This is a genomic window from Bacteroides ilei (assembly GCF_900128495.1).
Taxonomy (GTDB): Bacteria; Bacteroidota; Bacteroidia; order Bacteroidales; family Bacteroidaceae; genus Phocaeicola; species Phocaeicola ilei.
On record NZ_LT635803.1, the window covers coordinates 23,636 to 42,316 of the forward strand.

Here is an 18,681-nt window from a genome sequence, read left to right on the forward strand (position 1 = left end):
TGTTATAATGTTAATGAAAAATTCAGGTTGACTATTGCTGGGAGATCAGGAATGTGGTGTATACTATGTAACATAGTATCATTAATATACCTTCTATGCGTGTGATAGTCCGTTTTTTGAAGAACCATCCTACAAGCCAGAACAATACAGAAGATCCTATCAGTACAGCCATATCGATGTTATTTATATTTCCCATAGGAAGGGGTGAAATACTGGCACTGCATCCCAATACAAAGAAGATGTTGAACAGGTTACTGCCAATGACATTTCCGATGGCTATTCCGGGATTCCTTTTTAAGGCGGCGGTTACGGAAGTTGCCAGTTCCGGTAAGGAAGTTCCTCCGGCTACTAAAGTAAGTCCGATGACCGATTCACTTACTCCCAGGGAACGTGCAATGCCACTGGCTCCGTCTACAAAGAGCTGGCCGCCGAAAATAAGACCAGCAAGTCCGCCAATGATGTATAGTGATGATTTCCATATTGGTAATACTTTGACCTTTTCCCCCTCGCCTCCATTTTCATTTCCATTGTGTGCAATAGCAAACGTATAGCGCATGAAGATCAGGAAGAAACATAGTAATACAAGTCCGTCAATACGGCTGATGACATTTATATTCTCCCCGTCCAGAAAGCGGTCGTTGGCAAAAAATGTAAGTGTCAGTGCCGATAGGATAACTAAAGGGATTTCCTTACTCATGGTACCTTGTCCTACTTGTATGGGGCGTACAAGGGCTGTGCATCCTATAATCATCAGTACGTTGAAGATATTACTTCCCACTACATTTCCGATAGCCATTTCTGCACTGCCCTGAATAGCCGAAAGAACACTGATAACCAGTTCTGGAGCAGAGGTTCCGAATGCGACAATGGTCAGTCCGATAACCAGATCGGATATATGGAAACGTTTGGCTACCGAAGCAGCTCCATCTGTCAGTCCGCTGGCTCCCAATAGGATCAGGACCAGCCCACCAATTAAAATGAATATATCAGTCCACATAAAATGAGCGGTTTTAATTATGTTAATGCAATGCTTTTAACCTAATATAGAAACAAAGTTAAAACTTTTGTTCAGGAAAGAAAATAGAATAAGTGAAAAAGTACTACTCTTGTTATATTTAATTTATATTTTTGTTGCCATTAGTGTCCACTAAAAAATCATAGAAGTTCCTTGAAATTATTGAAATTCAATTTGTTATAGGGGATTTTGGAGAGAACGGATTTGAATTTACTTTTGTGGTAATTTTCAGACCGTTATGCATAAAGACCCATATATTTTTGCCCAATTAGTTAAGTTCCTTGACCGAAGTAAATTCAATCGTATCGTTACAAAGTATGAAGGCGATAAATATATCAAAAGCTATACCTGTTGGAATCAACTACTTACGATGATGTTCGGTCAGCTATCTAATCGAGAGAGTCTCAGAGATTTGATTGTGGCTATGGAAGCTCATGCTGGAAAACTTTACCATCTAGGAATCGGGAAGTCTGTAACTCGGAGCAATCTTAGTAAGGCTAATGAGCAACGTAACTACCGCATCTTCGAAGAGTACGCAACATTCATGATTGCCGAGGCTCGCAAGCGTAGAATCAATAAAATATTCGAACTTGACGGTCATGTTTATGCATTTGACTCTACAACGATTGATCTGTGCCTGTCAGTGTTTGAGTGGGCTAAATTTCGCAAACATAAAGGCGGAATAAAGTTGCATACGCTCTACGATATTGAAGCGGAAGTACCTGCATTTGTGCATATTACATCTGCCAATATTCACGATTCAAAGGCTATGTCTGAGATTCCATACGAATCAGGAGCGCATTACATATTCGACCGAGGGTATAACGATTTCAGCAACCTTAATACAATAAATCGTATAGGCGCTTTCTTCGTTGTACGAGCCAAAACAAATGTACGGATCAAGCCTAAAACCTGGAAACGAAGATTGCCGGAAGGTGTAGTTTCGGATGTAATCGGCTGCTTTACGGTTTATAAAAGTTCTAAGGATTACCCCGAAGAACTTAGAAAACTCATCGTTGAGAATCCTGAAGACGGTACACGATACATCTTTCTGACGAATAATCTTAATGCATCTGCGGAGTTAATATCATCGCTTTATCGAAACAGATGGAGTGTTGAACTGTTCTTCAAATGGATAAAACAACACCTCAGAATTAAGAAGTTTTGGGGAACATCGGAAAACGCTGTACGCATACAAATCTATTGTGCGATAATCACTTACTGCCTAGTAGCAATAGTCCAACACGATATGAAATTAGAACGCAGCATCTATGAAGTTCTCCAAATTCTCGGAATTTCTCTAACTGACAAAACACATCTCAGTGACTTGTTTGACAAATCGAATTTCAAAAATGTCAAAGACCGATATGATTCAAGTGAATCGAATTTATTTAATTTTTAACCTTGTCCATTTTTAGTGGACAGTAGTGTTTTGTTGCCACAAATTTATTTATGATGCCATTTTCATTTGAATAGAAGAATCATGACAAGCAAATTGATGAAACTTGTGACAGGCCGTCCATACATTACTGTGGGAACCGTTTATTCCATATTGTTTACCATTGGTACATGCCATTTGTTGAATGATATGATTCAGTCGGTTATTCCGGCTCTTTATCCGTTACTGAAGGAAAAATACAGTTTTACTTTTGCGCAAATCGGTATCATAACGCTGATTTTCCAGATTACTTCGTCTGTACTTCAACCATTTGTAGGGCGATATGCCGACCGTCATCCTCAGCCCTATTCGTTGGCACTGGGTATGGGTTTTACTCTTGTAGGACTTATTTCGCTCGCTTTTTCATCTGGATTTTTATCTATTCTGTTATCCGTGGCTTTGATCGGTTGCGGTACCGCAGTATTTCATCCGGAAGCATCGCGGGTAGCTCAAATGGCATCCGGGGGTAAGAAAAGTCTGGCGCAGTCTATTTTCCAGGTAGGCGGTAATGGAGGAAGTGCTGTTGGTCCGTTATTGACTGCTTTGATAGTAATGCCTTTCGGACAGCATGCGGTAGGATGGTTTGCTTTGGCTGCACTGCTCGCTTCTTTACTGCTGATGCGCGTCGGGAGTTGGTATAGTTTCCTTTTGTCCGAAGTCAGGTCCCGGCATGGAAAAGTAGCGGCAACGGTATGTAACCTGCCAGGAAAGACGGTACGTATAGCTTTATGGATACTGGTATTGATGATATTCTCCAAATATTTTTTTAATGCTTGTATGACAAGCTATTTCACTTTTTACCTGATGGATAAATTCGGTGTAAGTATGCAGCAGTCGCAGTATTGTCTGTTTGCTTATCTGGCTGCTTTTGCTATAGGTACATTACTCGGCGGATTCATGGGAGACCGTTACGGACGCAAGTATGTCATCTTGTTTTCTATACTTGGAGCTGCTCCTTTCACACTTGCTATGCCGTATCTCAATCTAGGTTGGACTATTGTCATGGCCATTATGTCGGGACTGATCATTGCTTCGGCTTTCGCTGCTATAGTAGTTTATGCTACCGATCTGATGCCTGATAGAGTAGGAATGATTGCGGGTATCTTTTTCGGATTGATGTTCGGGTTAGGAGGAATAGGTTCGGCATTTTTCGGTTGGCTGGCCGATGTAACCAGCATAAATTATATATTCAAGGTAAGTACGTGGTTGCCTTTACTCGGTTTTATAGCCATATTTCTTCCGGATTTACGGAAAAAATAATCACTTTCCTTTGAGTAGAGAATCATATACCTGTTCAGAGGTGTCCGGCAGAATCTTACGGAACTTTCTGAGCATCCGTTCATATGATTCCTCCGGGGTACGTTTGGGGTGACAGGTTTCTCTACCGAAGAGTGTTTCTGGTGTGGTGAGCAGGGACCATCCCCATCCATATTCCCGTCCGTGGCGGTCGTGAGGATAAATGAAGTTTTCCGTTATGATATATCCGCCCATTTCCAGGCGGGTCAGATAAGAATCAAACCGACTGCGCATTTTGGGACCCGTAAAACCACATGCCGCACGCAGCTCACGGGTAATCAGGCTGCCTTCGCTTTTTAGGGTAGAGAGAATACTTTCTTCAATACTTCCTTCTTCCGGATATGGATAGATGCTTCGGCGGTAATTGCAGAATTCCGGCCACCATTCACGGCTGATGAATGTAGCCTTACTATTTAAGAACTTGCCGTAGGCACAACCGCTTTCCTGTAGAATGGAACCTTTCCATTCCCAAAGCGGCCATTCCCAACCTCCTTCTGGTAATTGGTTATATTGGCAATCTTCATCTACTGTTTCTTCTGCCGACCACCCCGGAATTCCTATGTGCAGCAAAGGGAGAAAGCCTATTTCATTGATATAGTCGATTAATTCGGGGCAGGAATGTAATACTTCTTTTTTCATGTTTCCAGTCTTTTATTCCTTTTTACAATAGAATATTTCTTAATTACTTTATCCCAAAATTATGAGTTTTATACTGACTCTTTATTATAGGGTAAAAATCAGTCCTCATCGTTTTGTCACGGTAATCATGAATGTTACGGCTATTATTGCAATGGAAATACCTGCTATGATGTTTGTTGTGAGCGGTTCTCCGAACACGAGTGTACCGACAAGGATTGCTGTTATCGGTTCGAATACACCGAGAACCGACGCTTTGGTTGCTCCGATATTCCGGGATGCGATGGCTAGGGTAGCAGTTGAAACGATGGTTGGCAACAAGGCCAGACCTACCAGGTTGATCCAGTTGGCAGGTTTTGAAATACAGGAGGTTATAGCTACGTCGGAAAAAATAGCTGATCCTAAAAATATGACTGATCCGACCACAAGGGTATAGCATGTCAGTAATGAATTGGATATGCTGGCAATTGTTTTACTGCGGTTAATGATGACAATGAAGAGGGCGTAAACCAATGCCGAACCTAATGACAGCATTACGCCTATCGGATCGATAGTCTGTGTTCCGTCATTTTGTGTCATGATCAGCACTCCTCCAAATGTTGCAGCGATGGCGAGCCATACCGGCCATGATGGAACAACCTTCAAGAATACCATTATGATGGCCACAAGGACAGGATATAGGAATACAAGGGTCGTTGCAAGTCCGGAGGCAATATAATTATATGCTTCAAAAAGAAACAGACTGCTTGCTGTATAAAGTAATCCGAGGACAAGCAGCACGCCTGCCTGTTTCCATGAAATCCTGAAACTTTGTTTGCGGAGTATCAGAAACAATCCCAATATCAGAACTGCAAAAAAGTAGCGGAAGAAAAGTATGGATTCAATTGCGGCGCCGTTTTTCATTAACGGTACAGCAAATAAAGGATTCAGACCGTAGGTTATGCCGGTGATAATTCCGGCCGGATAACCGATAATAGCATTCTTACTAAGTTTTTTCATATTTATTGTATAGGTTTACGGGGCACAAAATTAATCATTATCTGTCAATGATGGTCTTTCTTCCGGTAGATTCATCGGTTAAGCCACAGAAGTCTATACAGGAATTAAAAAAATATCCAACTGGTCTCAATTTCTTTGATGCAATTTACCCAAGAATACGTCAATACGTAAACTTGGGTAAAATTTGTGATTCTCAAGAATCTATAACGTTAAAAATATGGGGTCAGGCAAGCTGTTGCAGAATATCGTCTGCTATCTGTGAAGCTGTCAGATGGTTTTGTTTCAGGAATGTCTGTACGTCAAATCGGTCGACAAATTCTTTTCGGGCACCGAAATTGAGCACCTTCATCGGACTGCATCCGAAATAGCGGGCAATCTTTTCTCCGAACCCACCGTCAAGTACACCGTCTTCCAGAGTGACAACCAGTTCATGTCCGGCCTTCAGTTCTTCCATGAGGGTTTCATCAACACCTGTAATGTAGCGTGGGTTAATGAGGGTTACTTCCATGTCGTGTTGTTTCTTGAGTAAGGCTGCCGTTTCTTCGGCCAGTCCAAAGAAAGAACCTACTCCCAGAATGGCAACCCGACTTCCTTTCCTTATTGTCTGGTAGCGGTTTAATACGCTGTAATCCGTGTCGACGGGACGATGTCCGTAAGCCAATGGTATAGCTGGTACACGGATGGCCACCGGATATTCATTCTGCCGGATGCTCCATTCCAGCATAGCTATATACTCTTCCCGGCAGGTAGGAGCCAGGTAAACCAGGTTAGGAATATTACTAAGGAGTGGAATGTCAAAAAAGCAAAGGTGAGTCACGTCGTTCATGGCCGAAAGTGACCCCCAGAATACCAGCAGTACTGCCGGATTGCGGTTGATACACAAATCCTGCGAAAGCTGGTCGTATGCACGTTGGATAAATGTACTGTAGACTCCAAAAACCGGTTTCCCTCCATTTTTAGCTATACCGGAAGCTAAAGCTACGGCATGTTCTTCGGCTATACCTACATCTATAAATTGCTTGCCGGCTGCTTTCCGTCGGTCGGGGGTAAATCCCATTACGGCAGGTGTACCGGCTGAAATGGCCACAATACGACGGTCCTTCTGCATGTGTTGCAGCAGATAGTCTGCAGTCAGGTCGGCATAATCTTGAGGCTCTTCGCTCACTTGTTTGATGACGCCTGTCTCTGGATTGAAAGGCATGGTCCAATGATAAGTTTCCTTATCTTCTTCTGCCGGTTTATATCCTTTCCCTTTCAGCGTGTTGATATGCACCACAATCGGATGGTCTATATCCTTGACTTGTGAAAAGGCTTTGATTAGTGCTTCTATGTCATTTCCCTCATTTACATAGAGGTAGTCCAGTCCCATGGCCTGGAAAAGATTGCAAGGGCATAGGCCGTTACTTTCACGTAATTCCTGCAAATTACGGTACAGTCCTCCGTGGTTTTCGGCTATGGACATCTGATTGTCGTTGACAATAATAATGAAGTTTGTACCTAATTCAGCTGCATAGTCCAATCCTTCCAGGGCTTCGCCTCCACTGAGCGATCCGTCTCCGATAACGGCAATTACGTTACCAGTTTTTCCGGTCAGATCTCTTCCTTTCGCCAGTCCTCCAGCCAGACTGACAGAAGTGGATGTATGGCCGATAACAAAATGGTCATGCTCACTTTCTGTCGGCTCGGAATAGCCCGAAACTTCGTCGTATTGTTCCGGATGAAGAAAAGCATTCTTCCGTCCTGTCAGCATCTTGTGGGTATAACTTTGGTGGGATACGTCGAATACAATCTTGTCTTCCGGAGAATGAAACACGTAGTGCAAGGCAATGGTAGCTTCTACCATTCCGAAGTTAGGACCGAAATGTCCTCCGTGAGCACTTAATTTCTGAAGCAGTATCTGGCGTATTTCGTTACTTAATTCATTCATTTCTGCTACCGATAATTTTTTGATGTCGGCCGGTGAATCAATCTGTTCTAGATACATAAAAATGATATTTTGACGAGTTAGTTAGAAAATTGTTTCTGCAAAAGTAGCATTAATCCTGATGAGCGTATGTAGACAAATTATGTTTTTTTGTACCCGGATTATTTTTTGTACCCGGATTACATGATAGTAGTAATCTTAGTGAGGTCATAACTTTGATTTATTTCTGATGGTATAATTTATGTTATTTTTTCTGGATTCATGTAATTGAGGTTATAATATCTGTAATTTATTTACATTTTATTTTCAGACATATATTTAACTTTGTATCGTTTCAGTTTGGATTTTTAAAGAATTGAATAAGCTTATTGAATTAAGTATGGAAGTTATCATGATAGAAAAATATGTAAATGGATAAACTATGTTGAAAAATATTTTAGTTAGTACCCATTATAGCGTTGAACCCGTCAAAGAAGGGAATGGATGATGGCGCGGGCTGATAAGACAAACGCCCTGCTTGTGTCAATCCGTAACGGTAAACCTATGACATTGGGACAACAGTTGCATTTAGCCGTACAACTTAGTGTGCCCGCTATCATTGCACAACTGTCTTCCATTATCATGCAGTATATCGATGCGGCTATGGTAGGGCATCTTGGAGCTGAAGCATCGGCTTCAATCGGGCTGGTATCAACGACCACATGGCTTTTCTGGGGGTTATGTGTAGCGGCTGCTACAGGATTTTCTGTGCAGGTGGCACATAAAATCGGTGAAGGTGATATGCCAGGTGCGCGTCTTGTGTTGCGACAGTCGATTACGGCTACACTTGTTTTCAGTCTGTTACTGGCTGTGTCGGGTACGGCAATCAGTGGTATGCTTCCTGATTGGTTAGGAGGTGATGTATCTATCCGTCGTGATGCATCGCTTTATTTTTTCATTTTTTCTCTTTTCCTGCCAGCCTTACAGATGAATTTCCTTGCGGGCGGTATGTTGCGGTGTAGCGGTAATATGCATGTACCGAGTCTGTTGGGGGTAACAATGTGCATTTTGGATGTTGTATTCAATTTTTTTCTGATTTTCCCTTCACGTGAATGGAGTGTGGCGGGATTTTCTTTTGTGATGCCTGGTGCCGGATTGGGGGTGAGTGGTGCGGCATTAGGTACGGTGGCTGCTGAAACGGTTGTGGCCGGAATATTGTTATGGTATCTTTGGACCCGTTCCGATGAATTGAAGCTAACAGGAGAACAAGGGAATTTCCGGCCTAAAGCAACAATCTTGAAAAAGGCAATCCGTATTGGTCTTCCGATGGGTATAGAACATATTGTTATCTGTGGGGCGCAAATCATGACAACGGTAATTGTGGCACCGCTGGGGGTTTTTGCTATTGCTGCTAATTCATTTGCTATTACGGCAGAAAGTCTTTGCTATATGCCCGGTTATGGGATTGCTGATGCTGCTACTACACTGGTCGGACAGAGTATCGGCGCCGGACGTTGGAGGTTGACTCGCAGTTTTGCTAATATCACTGTCTTGATGGGGATGGTTATTATGGGGTTGATGGGGGTATTAATGTATTTGTTTGCGCCTCAGATAATTGGTCTGATGACTCCTGTTGAAAATATACGGGAATTAGGTGTGACGGTCTTGCGTATAGAGGCATTTGCCGAGCCGATGTTTGCTGCCTCGATTGTTGCTTACGGAGTGTTTGTAGGAGCGGCCGATACGCTTGTTCCGTGTCTGATGAATTTTTTCAGCATATGGGCGGTACGTCTGTCATTGGCAGCCTTACTTGCCCCGTCGTTGGGACTGAAAGGTGTATGGATTGCCATGTGTATCGAATTATGTTTCCGAGGTGTGATTTTCCTTATCCGTCTGAAGCGGGAACGTTGGCTGAAGAGAAATTGAGGTTGTGTCTGTAATTGTGGTTATATAATCCGTAATTTATCTACTGCATGATTTGTTGTTTAAGTTTAATTTTGCAATAGTTAGATATCCTTTAAGGAAATAATATATGAATAAATGTATTTTTGTCATTGCCCTGCTGTTTATGATAGCCTTATCCGTATTGACTGCATGCGGTACAGACGACGAACTTATGACGGAGACTTCCGTTATGCCTGTTCCGGATTCTGAAGAACCGGAAAACAGTGGCAATATCGGGGATGAAAGTGGAAATAATAATGGAGAGGAAAATAAAGTGAACAGGAATATTATAATTCGTGTGAGTGGTCATCATTTTGCTGCAACACTTGAGGACAATGCTACGGCACGTGCCTTTTCTGCTTTGCTTCCAATGACGGTAACGATGAATGAGATGAACGGTAACGAAAAATATTGTTATTTGTCGGATAACATGCCTACAGACAGTTATCGTCCCGGTACAATTCAGAGTGGAGATTTGATGTTGTATGGCTCTGATTGCGTTGTTCTTTTCTATGAAACCTTCTCATCATTTTACAGCTATACACGTATCGGACGATTAGACAATCCGTCGGGGTTAGCTGCGGCTCTTGGAGGGGGTAATGTGGTTGTAACTTTTGAAATGAATAATGATTGATAACTAAAACAATATTATAATGAAACTTATTAAGAATACTGAATTTGGGGGTGAACGTCCTTTGTTCGAGTCTCATAACCTCCGTCTGGAGAATGTGATTATTCGTGCCGGGGAATCTGCCATCAAAGAGTGTAGCAATATTGAGGCATTTCAGTGTCGTTTCGAAGGTAACTATCCTTTCTGGCACGTCCATGGTTTCAAGATCGATCATTGCTATTTCGATGTTGGAGGTCGGTCTGCTCTGTGGTATTCTGATCATCTGAAAATGACGGATACCATTATCGATGCGCCTAAGATGTTCCGTGAAATGAACGAAATAGACATAGAGAACGTAACAATGAATGATGCAGACGAGGTTTTCTGGCGCTGCAACGGCATCCGTGTCAAGAATCTTGTCCTACACGGAGGCACCTATCCGTTCATGTTCAGTAGTGATATTTATGTGGATGGTCTGGAAAGTGACAGCAAGTATGTGTTCCAATATGTGAAAAACGTAGAGATTCATAATGCCAGAATTACCACTAAAGATGCCTTCTGGGAGGTAGAAAACGTAACTGTTTACGACTCGGAGCTTAACGGAGAATATCTCGGTTGGCATTCGAAAAACCTCCGTCTTGTGAATTGTCATATTACCGGAGAACAGCCTCTCTGCTATGCACATGACCTTGTGCTGGAAAACTGTACGTTCGGGCCGGATTGCGACCGGGCTTTCGAATACAGCACGTTGCAGGCCGATATCCGTGGAGCTATTACAAATATTAAGAATCCGACATCAGGCAGTATAGTAGCTGATGAGTTCGGTTCCATAACCATTGATGAGAACATTAAGGCTCCAGCCGATTGTAAGATAAGACTTAGAGATGGACGCACTTGTTTTACCGATTAAAGATAAGCGGACGATGAAATATGATTTTGATAAGATTATTCCCCGTCGGGGAACCAATTCCTATAAATGGGATAGTATGTCTACGGATAAGGACATCCTTCCTCTTTGGGTAGCCGATATGGATTTCCGTACGGCACCAGCCATTATTGAAGTATTGGACAAGCGGGTCAAACATGGTATTTTCGGCTATGTACATGTTCCAGATGAATACTATGAGGCTGTAATCCGATGGTTTGAACGGCGTCATAACTGGTCTGTCAAGAAAGACTGGTTTATCTATACTTCTGGGGTTGTACCGGCTCTTTCGGCCATTATCAAGGCGTTGACAGAACCGGGTGATGGCGTGGTTATACAGACTCCGGTGTACAATTGTTTCTTTTCATCCATACGGAATAATGGATGCCGGGTTGTGACTAATCCGCTGAAATACGGGAATAGAACCTATCATATTGATTTTGAAGACTTGGAGCGCAAGACGGCCGATCCGGGTGTCAAACTTCTGTTGCTTTGTAATCCCCACAATCCGGCGGGTCGCGTATGGACCCGTGAAGAATTGTGTCGTATAGGGGCAATCTGTGAAAAGAACAATGTGAAGGTTATTGCTGATGAAATCCATTGTGAACTGGTCTTTCCGGGGCATGTCTATACTCCATTCGCTTCCATCAGTGAAAACCATTTATGGAATTCTGTGACATGTGTGTCACCGAGCAAGTCATTCAATCTTGCTGGATTGCAAATAGCCAATATCATAACTTGTGACCAGGCTGTACGGAATCGGATAGACCGTGCCATCAACATCAATGAAGTATGTGACGTCAATCCTTTTGGTGTTGAGGCTACCATTGCCGCCTATAACGAAGGAGAGGACTGGCTAATGCAGTTGCTGGACTATTTGAAGGCAAACTACGATTTTTTGTGCAATTTCTTTCATGAACACCTGCCGCAAATCCCGGTTATCCAACTGGAAGGGACCTATCTGGTATGGACCGATTGTAGGATATTCTCTCTTTCGTCCGACATGCTGCAGGCACGCTTGCTTGAAAAAACAGGTTTGTGGTTAAACAGCGGTACGATGTATGGAGTAGAGGGGGAGGGATTTCTGCGTTGGAATATAGCTTGTCCGCGTACTGTATTGGAAGATGCCTTGGGACGTTTTCTGAAGTTTGCCCGGTCTCTGTCTCGTGGAGAATGATGAGAGTAAATTATACTTTTTTAAATATTAAAATATGATAATTTATTTGATTCATTAGAGCCTATTCGTATTTTTGCGAACATAATTTGAATGAGAGATGGAAACAGTTAAAAAGAAATATTCGGAAGAGCAGGAGAAGATAGCCCGCTTTGCAAAAGCGATGGGGCATCCGGCGCGTATAGCCATACTTCAGTTTCTGGTTTCACAGGAAAGTTGTTTTTTCGGTGATATTCATGAGGAACTGCCCATAGCAAAAGCTACAGTGTCACAACATCTGAAAGAATTGAAAGAGGCCGGACTTATTCAAGGAGAGATTGAGGCCCCGAAAGTAAAATATTGTATAAACAAGGAAAACTGGGAGATAGCAAAGAAAATGTTTGCAGATTTTTTTGGACAACCTATATGTAAAAAAGAGAGCTGCTGTAAGTAGGCTCTTTTTATCGATATTATGTTCGTAATTTTGCGAATTACTAATAATAAAAAGATAAGATAAAAAATTTTATTCTTGATTGCTATATGTTTCGTTTGTATTTCATTCAACATGATTGTCAAGAATGAAACTTCATAATTATTGATGTAAAATAAAATTAATAATAAACAAAAATTTTACTGATATGGAAATTAAAGTATTGGGCCCTGGTTGTGCCAGATGTAAGTCAACTTATAACGTAATTGAAAAAGTACTGAAAGAAAACGGTATTGAAGCCAAACTGACCAAAGTAGACGATATCATAGAGATGATGAATTATAACATCATGACTACACCGGCCGTTGTCATTGATGGAGTGGTGAAAATGAAAGGACAGGTCCCGACGGAAAGTGATGTAAAGAGATTTTTAGGAATCGGATAAATAAGACAGGTTAATATAAGTGGTAGAGATAATCTTTATTGGATCTGCCGCTTTTTTATATGAAAGTTGTTTGTGTTTATACGAATTGAAATGATATGATACAGAATTTTGCAGACTGGCTTGTTTATGGATTGTTCGGATTGAATGCCGATACGCCGATAGGAGTTGCCGTAAACTTTTTCTTTTATGATACGATAAAGATTCTTATTCTTTTATTTATTATCAGCGTACTGATGGGAATCATCAATGCCTATTTTCCTATAGAACGTTTGAGAAACTATCTGGTTACACACAAGATGTACGGATTGCAGTATTTGCTGGCTTCCATATTCGGAGCTGTCACCCCTTTCTGTTCATGTTCTTCTATACCTTTATTTATCGGATTTGTGAAAGGTGGCATCCCTCTGGGAGTAACCTTTGCCTTCCTTATTACATCGCCATTGGTAAATGAGGTGGCTGTAGCTATGTTTCTCGGCTCTTTCGGTCTGAAGGTGACACTGATTTATGTTATCAGCGGTATTTTGTTGGGAGTAATAGGAGGTGTTGTATTGGGACGTATGCACCTAACTTCTTATCTGAGTGACTGGGTAAAACATATTCAGGCCGATTCATCTGCCCAAACGGGAGAATGGGAAAAAGATCATACTACCTTTATCAATCGACTTCCGACAATTATCCGTGATGCCTGGAAAATTGTCAGTGGTGTACTTGTCTATATCCTGATAGGTATTGGTATCGGTGCCTTCATGCATGGTTTTGTGCCGGAGGGATTCTTTGAACAGTATATGTCGAAAAACAATTGGTATGCTGTACCGTTGTCTGTTATACTTGCTGTGCCGATGTACGCCAATGCCGCAGGTGTTGTACCTGTAATCGAGGTATTTGTAGCAAAAGGGATTCCTGTCGGAACTGCTATAGCCTTTATGATGGCTGTTGTTGGGCTGTCTTTGCCGGAAGCGACCTTGTTAAAGAAAGTGATGACGTGGAGACTGATCGGTATATTTTTTGGAACGGTTGCTTTCTTTATTATTTTGTCGGGCTATCTGTTTAATTATATATTGTGATAGCCTTGAAACCCAGTTAAATGAATTTCATATTAAATCAAAAGGACGGAAAATGAAAATATTGATTCTTTGTACAGGAAACAGTTGCCGTAGCCAGATGGCTCATGGTTTTTTGCAGTCATTCGATAAGAACATTGAGGTATATTCAGGTGGTACAGAACCTGCCACACAGGTGAATGTAAAGGCGCTGGAAGTGATGAAGGAGGTCGGAATAGACATCAGTTCGCATGTCCCGACACATGTAAATACTTTTCTCGGGCAGGATTGGGATTACGTGATTACGGTGTGTGGGGGTGCGAATGAAAGTTGTCCGGCATTTATCGGTAAGGTTGGAAAACGTCTACATATCGGTTTTGATGATCCGTCACATGCAACGGGTACATCTGCTTTCATCGATTCTGAGTTTCGTCGTGTACGTGACGAGATCAGAGATGCCTTTGCCCGTTTTTATATCACGGAAATCAGAAAGGAGGATTACCCGGATTGACAAAGATCTCCGGATTTGCCTTGAAAGATTTCCTTGCAAAAATTATTTTCTATAGAATAAATTCCTGTAACTTTAACCTCTATTCTGACAGTAACAGACAATAACGGGAATTTTAAGATAAGAATTTTATGAATAGAATTTGTTTCAACAAGGAAAATCCAATCTGTTTATGGTATATAGTGGCTTTTTCACTATGTATGATAGTTTCTGGATGTAGCAAGGCTGAGTCGGAAGTATATATTCCTCAAGCGCCTGATTATTCTGATCCGACTTTCTGGTACACAGAAGAGAATGATAAGACCGGAAAGAATGCCGACGTGTTTTATATTGTTTCTACGTGGGAAACCGACTGGAAGACAGACAGTGGAGTGACTGTTCATTATGCGGATGTCTACAACAAGAAACACCGTGACGACATGACCAAAGAGATTTCGGGGGTAGCTGCCTATATGGGTAAGGACAATAACTTCTATGCTCCTTTTTACCGGCATATCACGATTGAAGGATGGGCTACCCGCAATGAGGAAATCATCAATAGCCGTTTTGAGACTGCTTTTGCAGATGTCCGTAACGCTTTTGAAACATTCTTGAAGAACCGCCCGAAAAACCGTCCGTTTGTATTGGCCGGGTTCAGCCAGGGGGGTAAGGCTGTCGTGGAACTGTTGAAGATAATGCCCGAAGAGGTATACCGTCGGTTGGTGGCTGCTTATGTGTTGGGTTATAAAGTTACTCCAGCCGATACGTTGGTTTCTGCCAATATCAAGGCTGCCCAAGGACCCGATGACATCGGCGTGACAATATGTTATAATTCGGTGAGCGATGTGAAATACATCCAGCCTGTCGTAGCTGCCCCTTGTGCTTTCTGTATCAACCCTGTCAACTGGCGTACGGATGACGTTCCTGCTATTTTGCACGATACGATTACAGTGAGCGTGGCGCAAAAAGAAAAGGTGTTGGTACTGAAAGGTTACAGTGGCAGTGAATATGCACCGATAATGGGTTTTCTCAATGTCGGCGATTTTCATAGTTGCGAACCATGGTTGTATAAGGAATGTCTTGAAAAGAATATCAAGAACCGTATCAGAATTTTCCGGGAAAAGCGGTTTTGAAATGAGAAACACGGTTAGAAGTAATCTTTAGAAGTTCTTCTTTTTAGTGTTGGATCCATTTCCAGACTATCGTATACATACCCTGGTTTTTCCTCTAAATATCCACAAGACTCCCGAGGAAATAGCCCATGCCATAGCCAGCAAGACAAAAAGAAACTCCATGAAGGAATTCCATCCATAATGTGATAGTACGATTCCGGACAAAGAGCCTATCAGACTGGAACCGGCATAATAGAACAACCAGTAAATGCTGGTGGCACTACTCTTCATTTGTCCGGCATGTACCGACACTATACGGCTTGCCAGTGTATGTGTTCCGAAAAAGGCAAAAGTCATCAGTCCCAGTCCCGGAACGATAGACCAGAGCTGCATCCATAACAGCATACCCATTCCTGTTCCCATCAAGCCTAACATTCCCAGTAAAAGTATTTCTGGGTTGTATTTGTCCGATAGGCTACCGGCTACCACCGAACCGATGATTCCTGCCACGTACATGGTAAAAATCAATGCTACCCAATGATGTGGCAGCGAAAAGGGAGGGTTTTCCAGAAGGAAAGAAAGATAGTTGTAGATGCTGACAAAGATTCCCATGGAAAGGGCAGCTATAAGATACATGGAAATGAAAGTGCTTCGTGACAGTAGAAAACGTATCTGATGCAATTTTTCCTTCAATGGCACAGATATGGCAGAAAAGTTTTTCCCGGCAGGGATTTTCCAACAGAACAATCCGCCCAATAGCAGGCTGACAATGCCGATAAGCCACACTGCCGACTGCCATCCGCCCCATCCGGAAATTAAAGTGGCAGCCACCCGTCCCGACATACCTCCCAGTGTATTGCCACTTAAATACAGACTGATAGCCAGTCCTATCATGGCTTTATCCACTTCTTCCGAGAGGTAAGCCAATGCTACCGATGATATACCGGCCAATACCATTCCTTTCAGCAGATTCAAGGTCAGCAGGATCCAATAAGTATCGGTAAAGGCAGAGATAATAGTCAAAAGAGAAGAAAGTAACAACGAAGTGCCCATTAGGCGTTCACGAGACACGGAATCGGCTTTGAAGGTCATGACAATCAATCCCAATACCATACCGGCAGTAGAAGCTGATACAGACAGACTGCTTTCAGCCGGACTGATACCAAAGCTTCGGCACACTTCTGAAAGCATGGGCTGGAACAGATACAGTTGGGCAAAAACCGACAATCCGGACAAGAACATACAATTACGTATCAAGCGAAACCGTACAGCCGCTTTGCGTGAATGATTTGTCTTTTCATTTTCCATATTTCTTTTGCTATCAGTTGTGGTGCAAAAATAGAATGTCAGCGGATAGGGTTATCTATCGGAAAAATTCTTTTTTCCGATAACATTTATAGATAATATCAATAAGGATGTTTGTTTTGATTTCAATTTTGACCGTTAAGGCATAATGAAAATGGAGACGCAGTACGCTGCGTCTCCATTTTCATTATAATTTTCAACTTTTAATTCTCAATTCTCTTCATAGACCCCTTCCCGTGGCAGAGGCTTGTCGAGGTTGGCTACACCTAAAACGGTGATGGCAGTGACGGTTGCCGTATGCTCCAGATATTCCGGGATGTTCTTGGTAAACAGGTCACGTTCGGTATGCCAGATTTCTCCATAATTGAAATTATATCCTTTGACATCTTTTGTGGTAAATCCGTATGTCGGGACGCCATACGTGGCAAACACTTCCGAATCGGTACCACCCGCTACTTTCGGTAGTTTACGTGGCGGCCGTACGGTCACTTCAAACGGAATGTCTGCCCGGATCTTTTGGATAGGTTGGGTTATCTTGACGAAATCATCATACATCGCCTGTGAGACAGCTATTCCGACGGGAGGTTCCGGTCCGCCGTCACGGTTGAATACGTTGACAATCTTAGGCAATTCCTGTTGATGTTTCTTGCAATAGGCTTTCGACCCTAACAGTCCGAATTCTTCTCCGGCAAAGGCAATGAAGAGAATTGTTCTCTTGGGTTTCGCTCCCGACAACGCCAGCATACGGGCCGCTTCCATCATTGGGGCAATCCCTGTGCCACAGTCGATGCCGCCTGTGCCGGTATCATAAGCATCCAAGTGTCCGCAGACGATGACTTGCTCGTCCGGGTACTTGCTGCCCCGTATCGATGCTACCACATTGTGGTATTTGATCGGTCCAAGCTTGAAATGATTGCGGATATCGAACTCCAGCAGGAAGTCTTCCCGCCGTTCTTTTACCATCTGGGCGATGATGTCGAACTGATGCTTGTCGAGTTTGATGTCAGGAACTTCGGGCAGGTTGTCGAACGTCATGCTGTCAATCATCTTCCGGTCATAGAGCGCGCGGATAGGTACCTCTGATGACTGGATGAATCCCAGGACACCGGCTTCGATCATTTCGTGGTAGTAAAGAGCCGGGAATTCCTTATAAGGAAGCATCTCATTGTTTTCTTTTTTCTCCCTGTTTCTTTTCCTGAGTTCGGCATTCTTCTGGTCGATTTCCTTATTTTCCTGTTTGATAGCCTGACGGATGGAATCCGCATGTGCCGTCCGGTCAATCGGCCATCCGTTGTTTGTGCCGGAAATCAGAACCCAGGCTCCTTTCAACTTAAGTTTGATGCGTTCGAATTCCTGGTCGGTACGGGGTTCCATCAAGACATGACCTCGCTGCACCCCTTTCGTCCCGGAAGTATACGAAGGAGTAGCGAAATGGAGAGTCATTCCATGGTCATGGCTCAACAGCTTTCCAAACCAAGGTCCACGGTTAAAACCGACAGGGAGTTCGCCGGCTTCTTCCAGATGAACATCCAGTCCCCACTTCTTGTATTCGCGTACCATCCATTCGGCAGCATTTTCATACGCATCCGATCCGATGGGGCGTCCGCCAAAACGGTTCGTCAGTATATCCAGCTGGTGTGCGGCCTGATTATCCTGGTGTCCGATTTCAATGATTTTATCAACGGCGGCTTTTTGAGCGAAGAAAGGCTGTACCCATAATGACAAAAATGCAGTACAGCATAAGAATAATTTTTTCATGTGTCAACGAATTGAATGTTTTCGGTTGCAAAAGAAATGATAAAGTGGGTAAAATCAAAATAAAAAGTAAGTTTTTCTTCGGAGGGACTTTCTTTTTTATGGCTTCGGCATTTTCTGTTCTATAAATATAGGCCTGTATTTTTCTTTGAGGTATTCAAAATACAGGCCTGTAGAGAGGGGAAAAT

Annotated in this window: 17 protein-coding genes; 11 read left to right on the forward strand and 6 right to left on the reverse strand. The window is 42.7% G+C overall.

The window, feature by feature from the left end; all coding sequences use genetic code 11:
• Positions 1–31: 31 nt before the first annotated feature.
• Positions 32–997 (reverse strand): calcium/sodium antiporter, encoded by a 966-nt coding sequence (locus BQ7489_RS16635; RefSeq protein WP_072532289.1) that lies wholly within the window; start codon positions 995–997, stop codon positions 32–34.
• 256 nt (positions 998–1,253) lie between these two features.
• On the opposite strand from BQ7489_RS16635, the gene BQ7489_RS16640 reads away from it, so the two are divergent.
• Together BQ7489_RS16640 and BQ7489_RS16645 are read left to right on the forward strand one after the other, a co-directional pair.
• Entirely contained in the window at positions 1,254–2,417 is a 1,164-nt protein-coding gene (locus tag BQ7489_RS16640) for an IS4 family transposase (protein WP_072529683.1), read from the forward strand.
• 81 nt (positions 2,418–2,498) lie between these two features.
• A complete protein-coding gene (locus tag BQ7489_RS16645) occupies positions 2,499–3,713 on the forward strand; it encodes an MFS transporter (RefSeq protein WP_072532290.1) in 1,215 nt (404 codons plus the stop codon).
• Here the strand turns inward: BQ7489_RS16645 and BQ7489_RS16650 are convergent, their stop codons facing one another.
• The 3 genes from BQ7489_RS16650 to BQ7489_RS16660 all read right to left on the reverse strand — a co-directional run bounded on the left by BQ7489_RS16650 (position 3,714) and on the right by BQ7489_RS16660 (position 7,368).
• The gene (locus BQ7489_RS16650; protein ID WP_072532291.1) at positions 3,714–4,388 is read right to left on the reverse strand and encodes an AlkZ-related protein; all 675 of its coding nucleotides are present in this window, start codon (positions 4,386–4,388) and stop codon (positions 3,714–3,716) included. It lies immediately after the preceding gene.
• Between the two features lie 105 nt (positions 4,389–4,493).
• On the reverse strand, positions 4,494–5,384 hold the full coding sequence (locus BQ7489_RS16655; protein WP_072532292.1) for an EamA family transporter: 891 nt from the start codon (positions 5,382–5,384) through the stop codon (positions 4,494–4,496).
• Positions 5,385–5,607: 223 nt separating this feature from the next.
• Positions 5,608–7,368 (reverse strand): 1-deoxy-D-xylulose-5-phosphate synthase, encoded by a 1,761-nt coding sequence (locus BQ7489_RS16660; protein ID WP_072532293.1) that lies wholly within the window; start codon positions 7,366–7,368, stop codon positions 5,608–5,610.
• Positions 7,369–7,791: 423 nt separating this feature from the next.
• Between BQ7489_RS16660 and BQ7489_RS16665 the strand changes: the two genes are divergently transcribed.
• The 9 genes from BQ7489_RS16665 (at position 7,792) to BQ7489_RS16705 (ending at position 15,454) form a co-directional block, all read left to right on the forward strand.
• Positions 7,792–9,213 carry an MATE family efflux transporter gene (locus tag BQ7489_RS16665; protein WP_072532294.1) on the forward strand — a complete coding sequence of 474 codons (1,422 nt, stop codon included), beginning with the start codon at positions 7,792–7,794 and terminating at the stop codon, positions 9,211–9,213.
• Between the two features lie 106 nt (positions 9,214–9,319).
• Positions 9,320–9,865, forward strand: coding sequence for a cyclophilin-like fold protein (locus tag BQ7489_RS16670; RefSeq protein WP_239496997.1), 546 nt, complete (start codon positions 9,320–9,322; stop codon positions 9,863–9,865).
• A gap of 19 nt (positions 9,866–9,884) precedes the next feature.
• Positions 9,885–10,751 carry a DUF3737 family protein gene (locus BQ7489_RS16675; RefSeq protein WP_072532295.1) on the forward strand — a complete coding sequence of 289 codons (867 nt, stop codon included), beginning with the start codon at positions 9,885–9,887 and terminating at the stop codon, positions 10,749–10,751.
• Positions 10,752–10,764: 13 nt separating this feature from the next.
• The gene (locus BQ7489_RS16680) at positions 10,765–11,943 is read left to right on the forward strand and encodes a MalY/PatB family protein (RefSeq protein WP_072532296.1); all 1,179 of its coding nucleotides are present in this window, start codon (positions 10,765–10,767) and stop codon (positions 11,941–11,943) included.
• A gap of 97 nt (positions 11,944–12,040) precedes the next feature.
• The gene (locus tag BQ7489_RS16685) at positions 12,041–12,373 is read left to right on the forward strand and encodes an ArsR/SmtB family transcription factor (RefSeq protein WP_072532297.1); all 333 of its coding nucleotides are present in this window, start codon (positions 12,041–12,043) and stop codon (positions 12,371–12,373) included.
• 184 nt (positions 12,374–12,557) lie between these two features.
• On the forward strand, positions 12,558–12,794 hold the full coding sequence (locus BQ7489_RS16690; RefSeq protein ID WP_072532298.1) for a thioredoxin family protein: 237 nt from the start codon (positions 12,558–12,560) through the stop codon (positions 12,792–12,794).
• A gap of 95 nt (positions 12,795–12,889) precedes the next feature.
• The gene (locus BQ7489_RS16695; RefSeq protein WP_072532299.1) at positions 12,890–13,858 is read left to right on the forward strand and encodes a permease; all 969 of its coding nucleotides are present in this window, start codon (positions 12,890–12,892) and stop codon (positions 13,856–13,858) included.
• A gap of 52 nt (positions 13,859–13,910) precedes the next feature.
• Positions 13,911–14,345: an arsenate reductase ArsC gene (locus BQ7489_RS16700; protein WP_072532300.1), complete on the forward strand. Its 435-nt coding sequence runs from the start codon at positions 13,911–13,913 to the stop codon at positions 14,343–14,345.
• 128 nt (positions 14,346–14,473) lie between these two features.
• Complete coding sequence (locus BQ7489_RS16705) at positions 14,474–15,454, forward strand: DUF3089 domain-containing protein (protein ID WP_072532301.1); 981 nt, start codon at positions 14,474–14,476, stop codon at positions 15,452–15,454.
• Between the two features lie 66 nt (positions 15,455–15,520).
• Here BQ7489_RS16705 and BQ7489_RS16710 read toward each other — a convergent pair whose 3' ends face one another.
• Positions 15,521–16,741: an MFS transporter gene (locus tag BQ7489_RS16710; RefSeq protein ID WP_072532302.1), complete on the reverse strand. Its 1,221-nt coding sequence runs from the start codon at positions 16,739–16,741 to the stop codon at positions 15,521–15,523.
• A gap of 207 nt (positions 16,742–16,948) precedes the next feature.
• A complete protein-coding gene (locus BQ7489_RS16715; protein WP_072532303.1) occupies positions 16,949–18,496 on the reverse strand; it encodes a M20/M25/M40 family metallo-hydrolase in 1,548 nt (515 codons plus the stop codon).
• Positions 18,497–18,681 lie beyond the last annotated feature (185 nt).

What these genes read in the sequence shown, in the direction of transcription:
- BQ7489_RS16645 (WP_072532290.1), top strand. Translation starts at nt 2,499, where the DNA reads ATGACAAGCAAATTGATGAAACTTGTGACAGGCCGTCCATACATTACT.
- BQ7489_RS16655 (WP_072532292.1), bottom strand. Translation starts at nt 5,384, where the DNA reads ATGAAAAAACTTAGTAAGAATGCTATTATCGGTTATCCGGCCGGAATT.
- BQ7489_RS16695 (WP_072532299.1), top strand. Translation starts at nt 12,890, where the DNA reads ATGATACAGAATTTTGCAGACTGGCTTGTTTATGGATTGTTCGGATTG.
- BQ7489_RS16685 (WP_072532297.1), top strand. Translation starts at nt 12,041, where the DNA reads ATGGAAACAGTTAAAAAGAAATATTCGGAAGAGCAGGAGAAGATAGCC.
- BQ7489_RS16680 (WP_072532296.1), top strand. Translation starts at nt 10,765, where the DNA reads ATGAAATATGATTTTGATAAGATTATTCCCCGTCGGGGAACCAATTCC.
- BQ7489_RS16665 (WP_072532294.1), top strand. Translation starts at nt 7,792, where the DNA reads ATGATGGCGCGGGCTGATAAGACAAACGCCCTGCTTGTGTCAATCCGT.
- BQ7489_RS16640 (WP_072529683.1), top strand. Translation starts at nt 1,254, where the DNA reads ATGCATAAAGACCCATATATTTTTGCCCAATTAGTTAAGTTCCTTGAC.
- BQ7489_RS16635 (WP_072532289.1), bottom strand. Translation starts at nt 997, where the DNA reads ATGTGGACTGATATATTCATTTTAATTGGTGGGCTGGTCCTGATCCTA.
- BQ7489_RS16705 (WP_072532301.1), top strand. Translation starts at nt 14,474, where the DNA reads ATGAATAGAATTTGTTTCAACAAGGAAAATCCAATCTGTTTATGGTAT.
- BQ7489_RS16670 (WP_239496997.1), top strand. Translation starts at nt 9,320, where the DNA reads ATGAATAAATGTATTTTTGTCATTGCCCTGCTGTTTATGATAGCCTTA.
- BQ7489_RS16715 (WP_072532303.1), bottom strand. Translation starts at nt 18,496, where the DNA reads ATGAAAAAATTATTCTTATGCTGTACTGCATTTTTGTCATTATGGGTA.
- BQ7489_RS16700 (WP_072532300.1), top strand. Translation starts at nt 13,911, where the DNA reads ATGAAAATATTGATTCTTTGTACAGGAAACAGTTGCCGTAGCCAGATG.
- BQ7489_RS16690 (WP_072532298.1), top strand. Translation starts at nt 12,558, where the DNA reads ATGGAAATTAAAGTATTGGGCCCTGGTTGTGCCAGATGTAAGTCAACT.
- BQ7489_RS16675 (WP_072532295.1), top strand. Translation starts at nt 9,885, where the DNA reads ATGAAACTTATTAAGAATACTGAATTTGGGGGTGAACGTCCTTTGTTC.
- BQ7489_RS16650 (WP_072532291.1), bottom strand. Translation starts at nt 4,388, where the DNA reads ATGAAAAAAGAAGTATTACATTCCTGCCCCGAATTAATCGACTATATC.
- BQ7489_RS16710 (WP_072532302.1), bottom strand. Translation starts at nt 16,741, where the DNA reads ATGGAAAATGAAAAGACAAATCATTCACGCAAAGCGGCTGTACGGTTT.
- BQ7489_RS16660 (WP_072532293.1), bottom strand. Translation starts at nt 7,368, where the DNA reads ATGTATCTAGAACAGATTGATTCACCGGCCGACATCAAAAAATTATCG.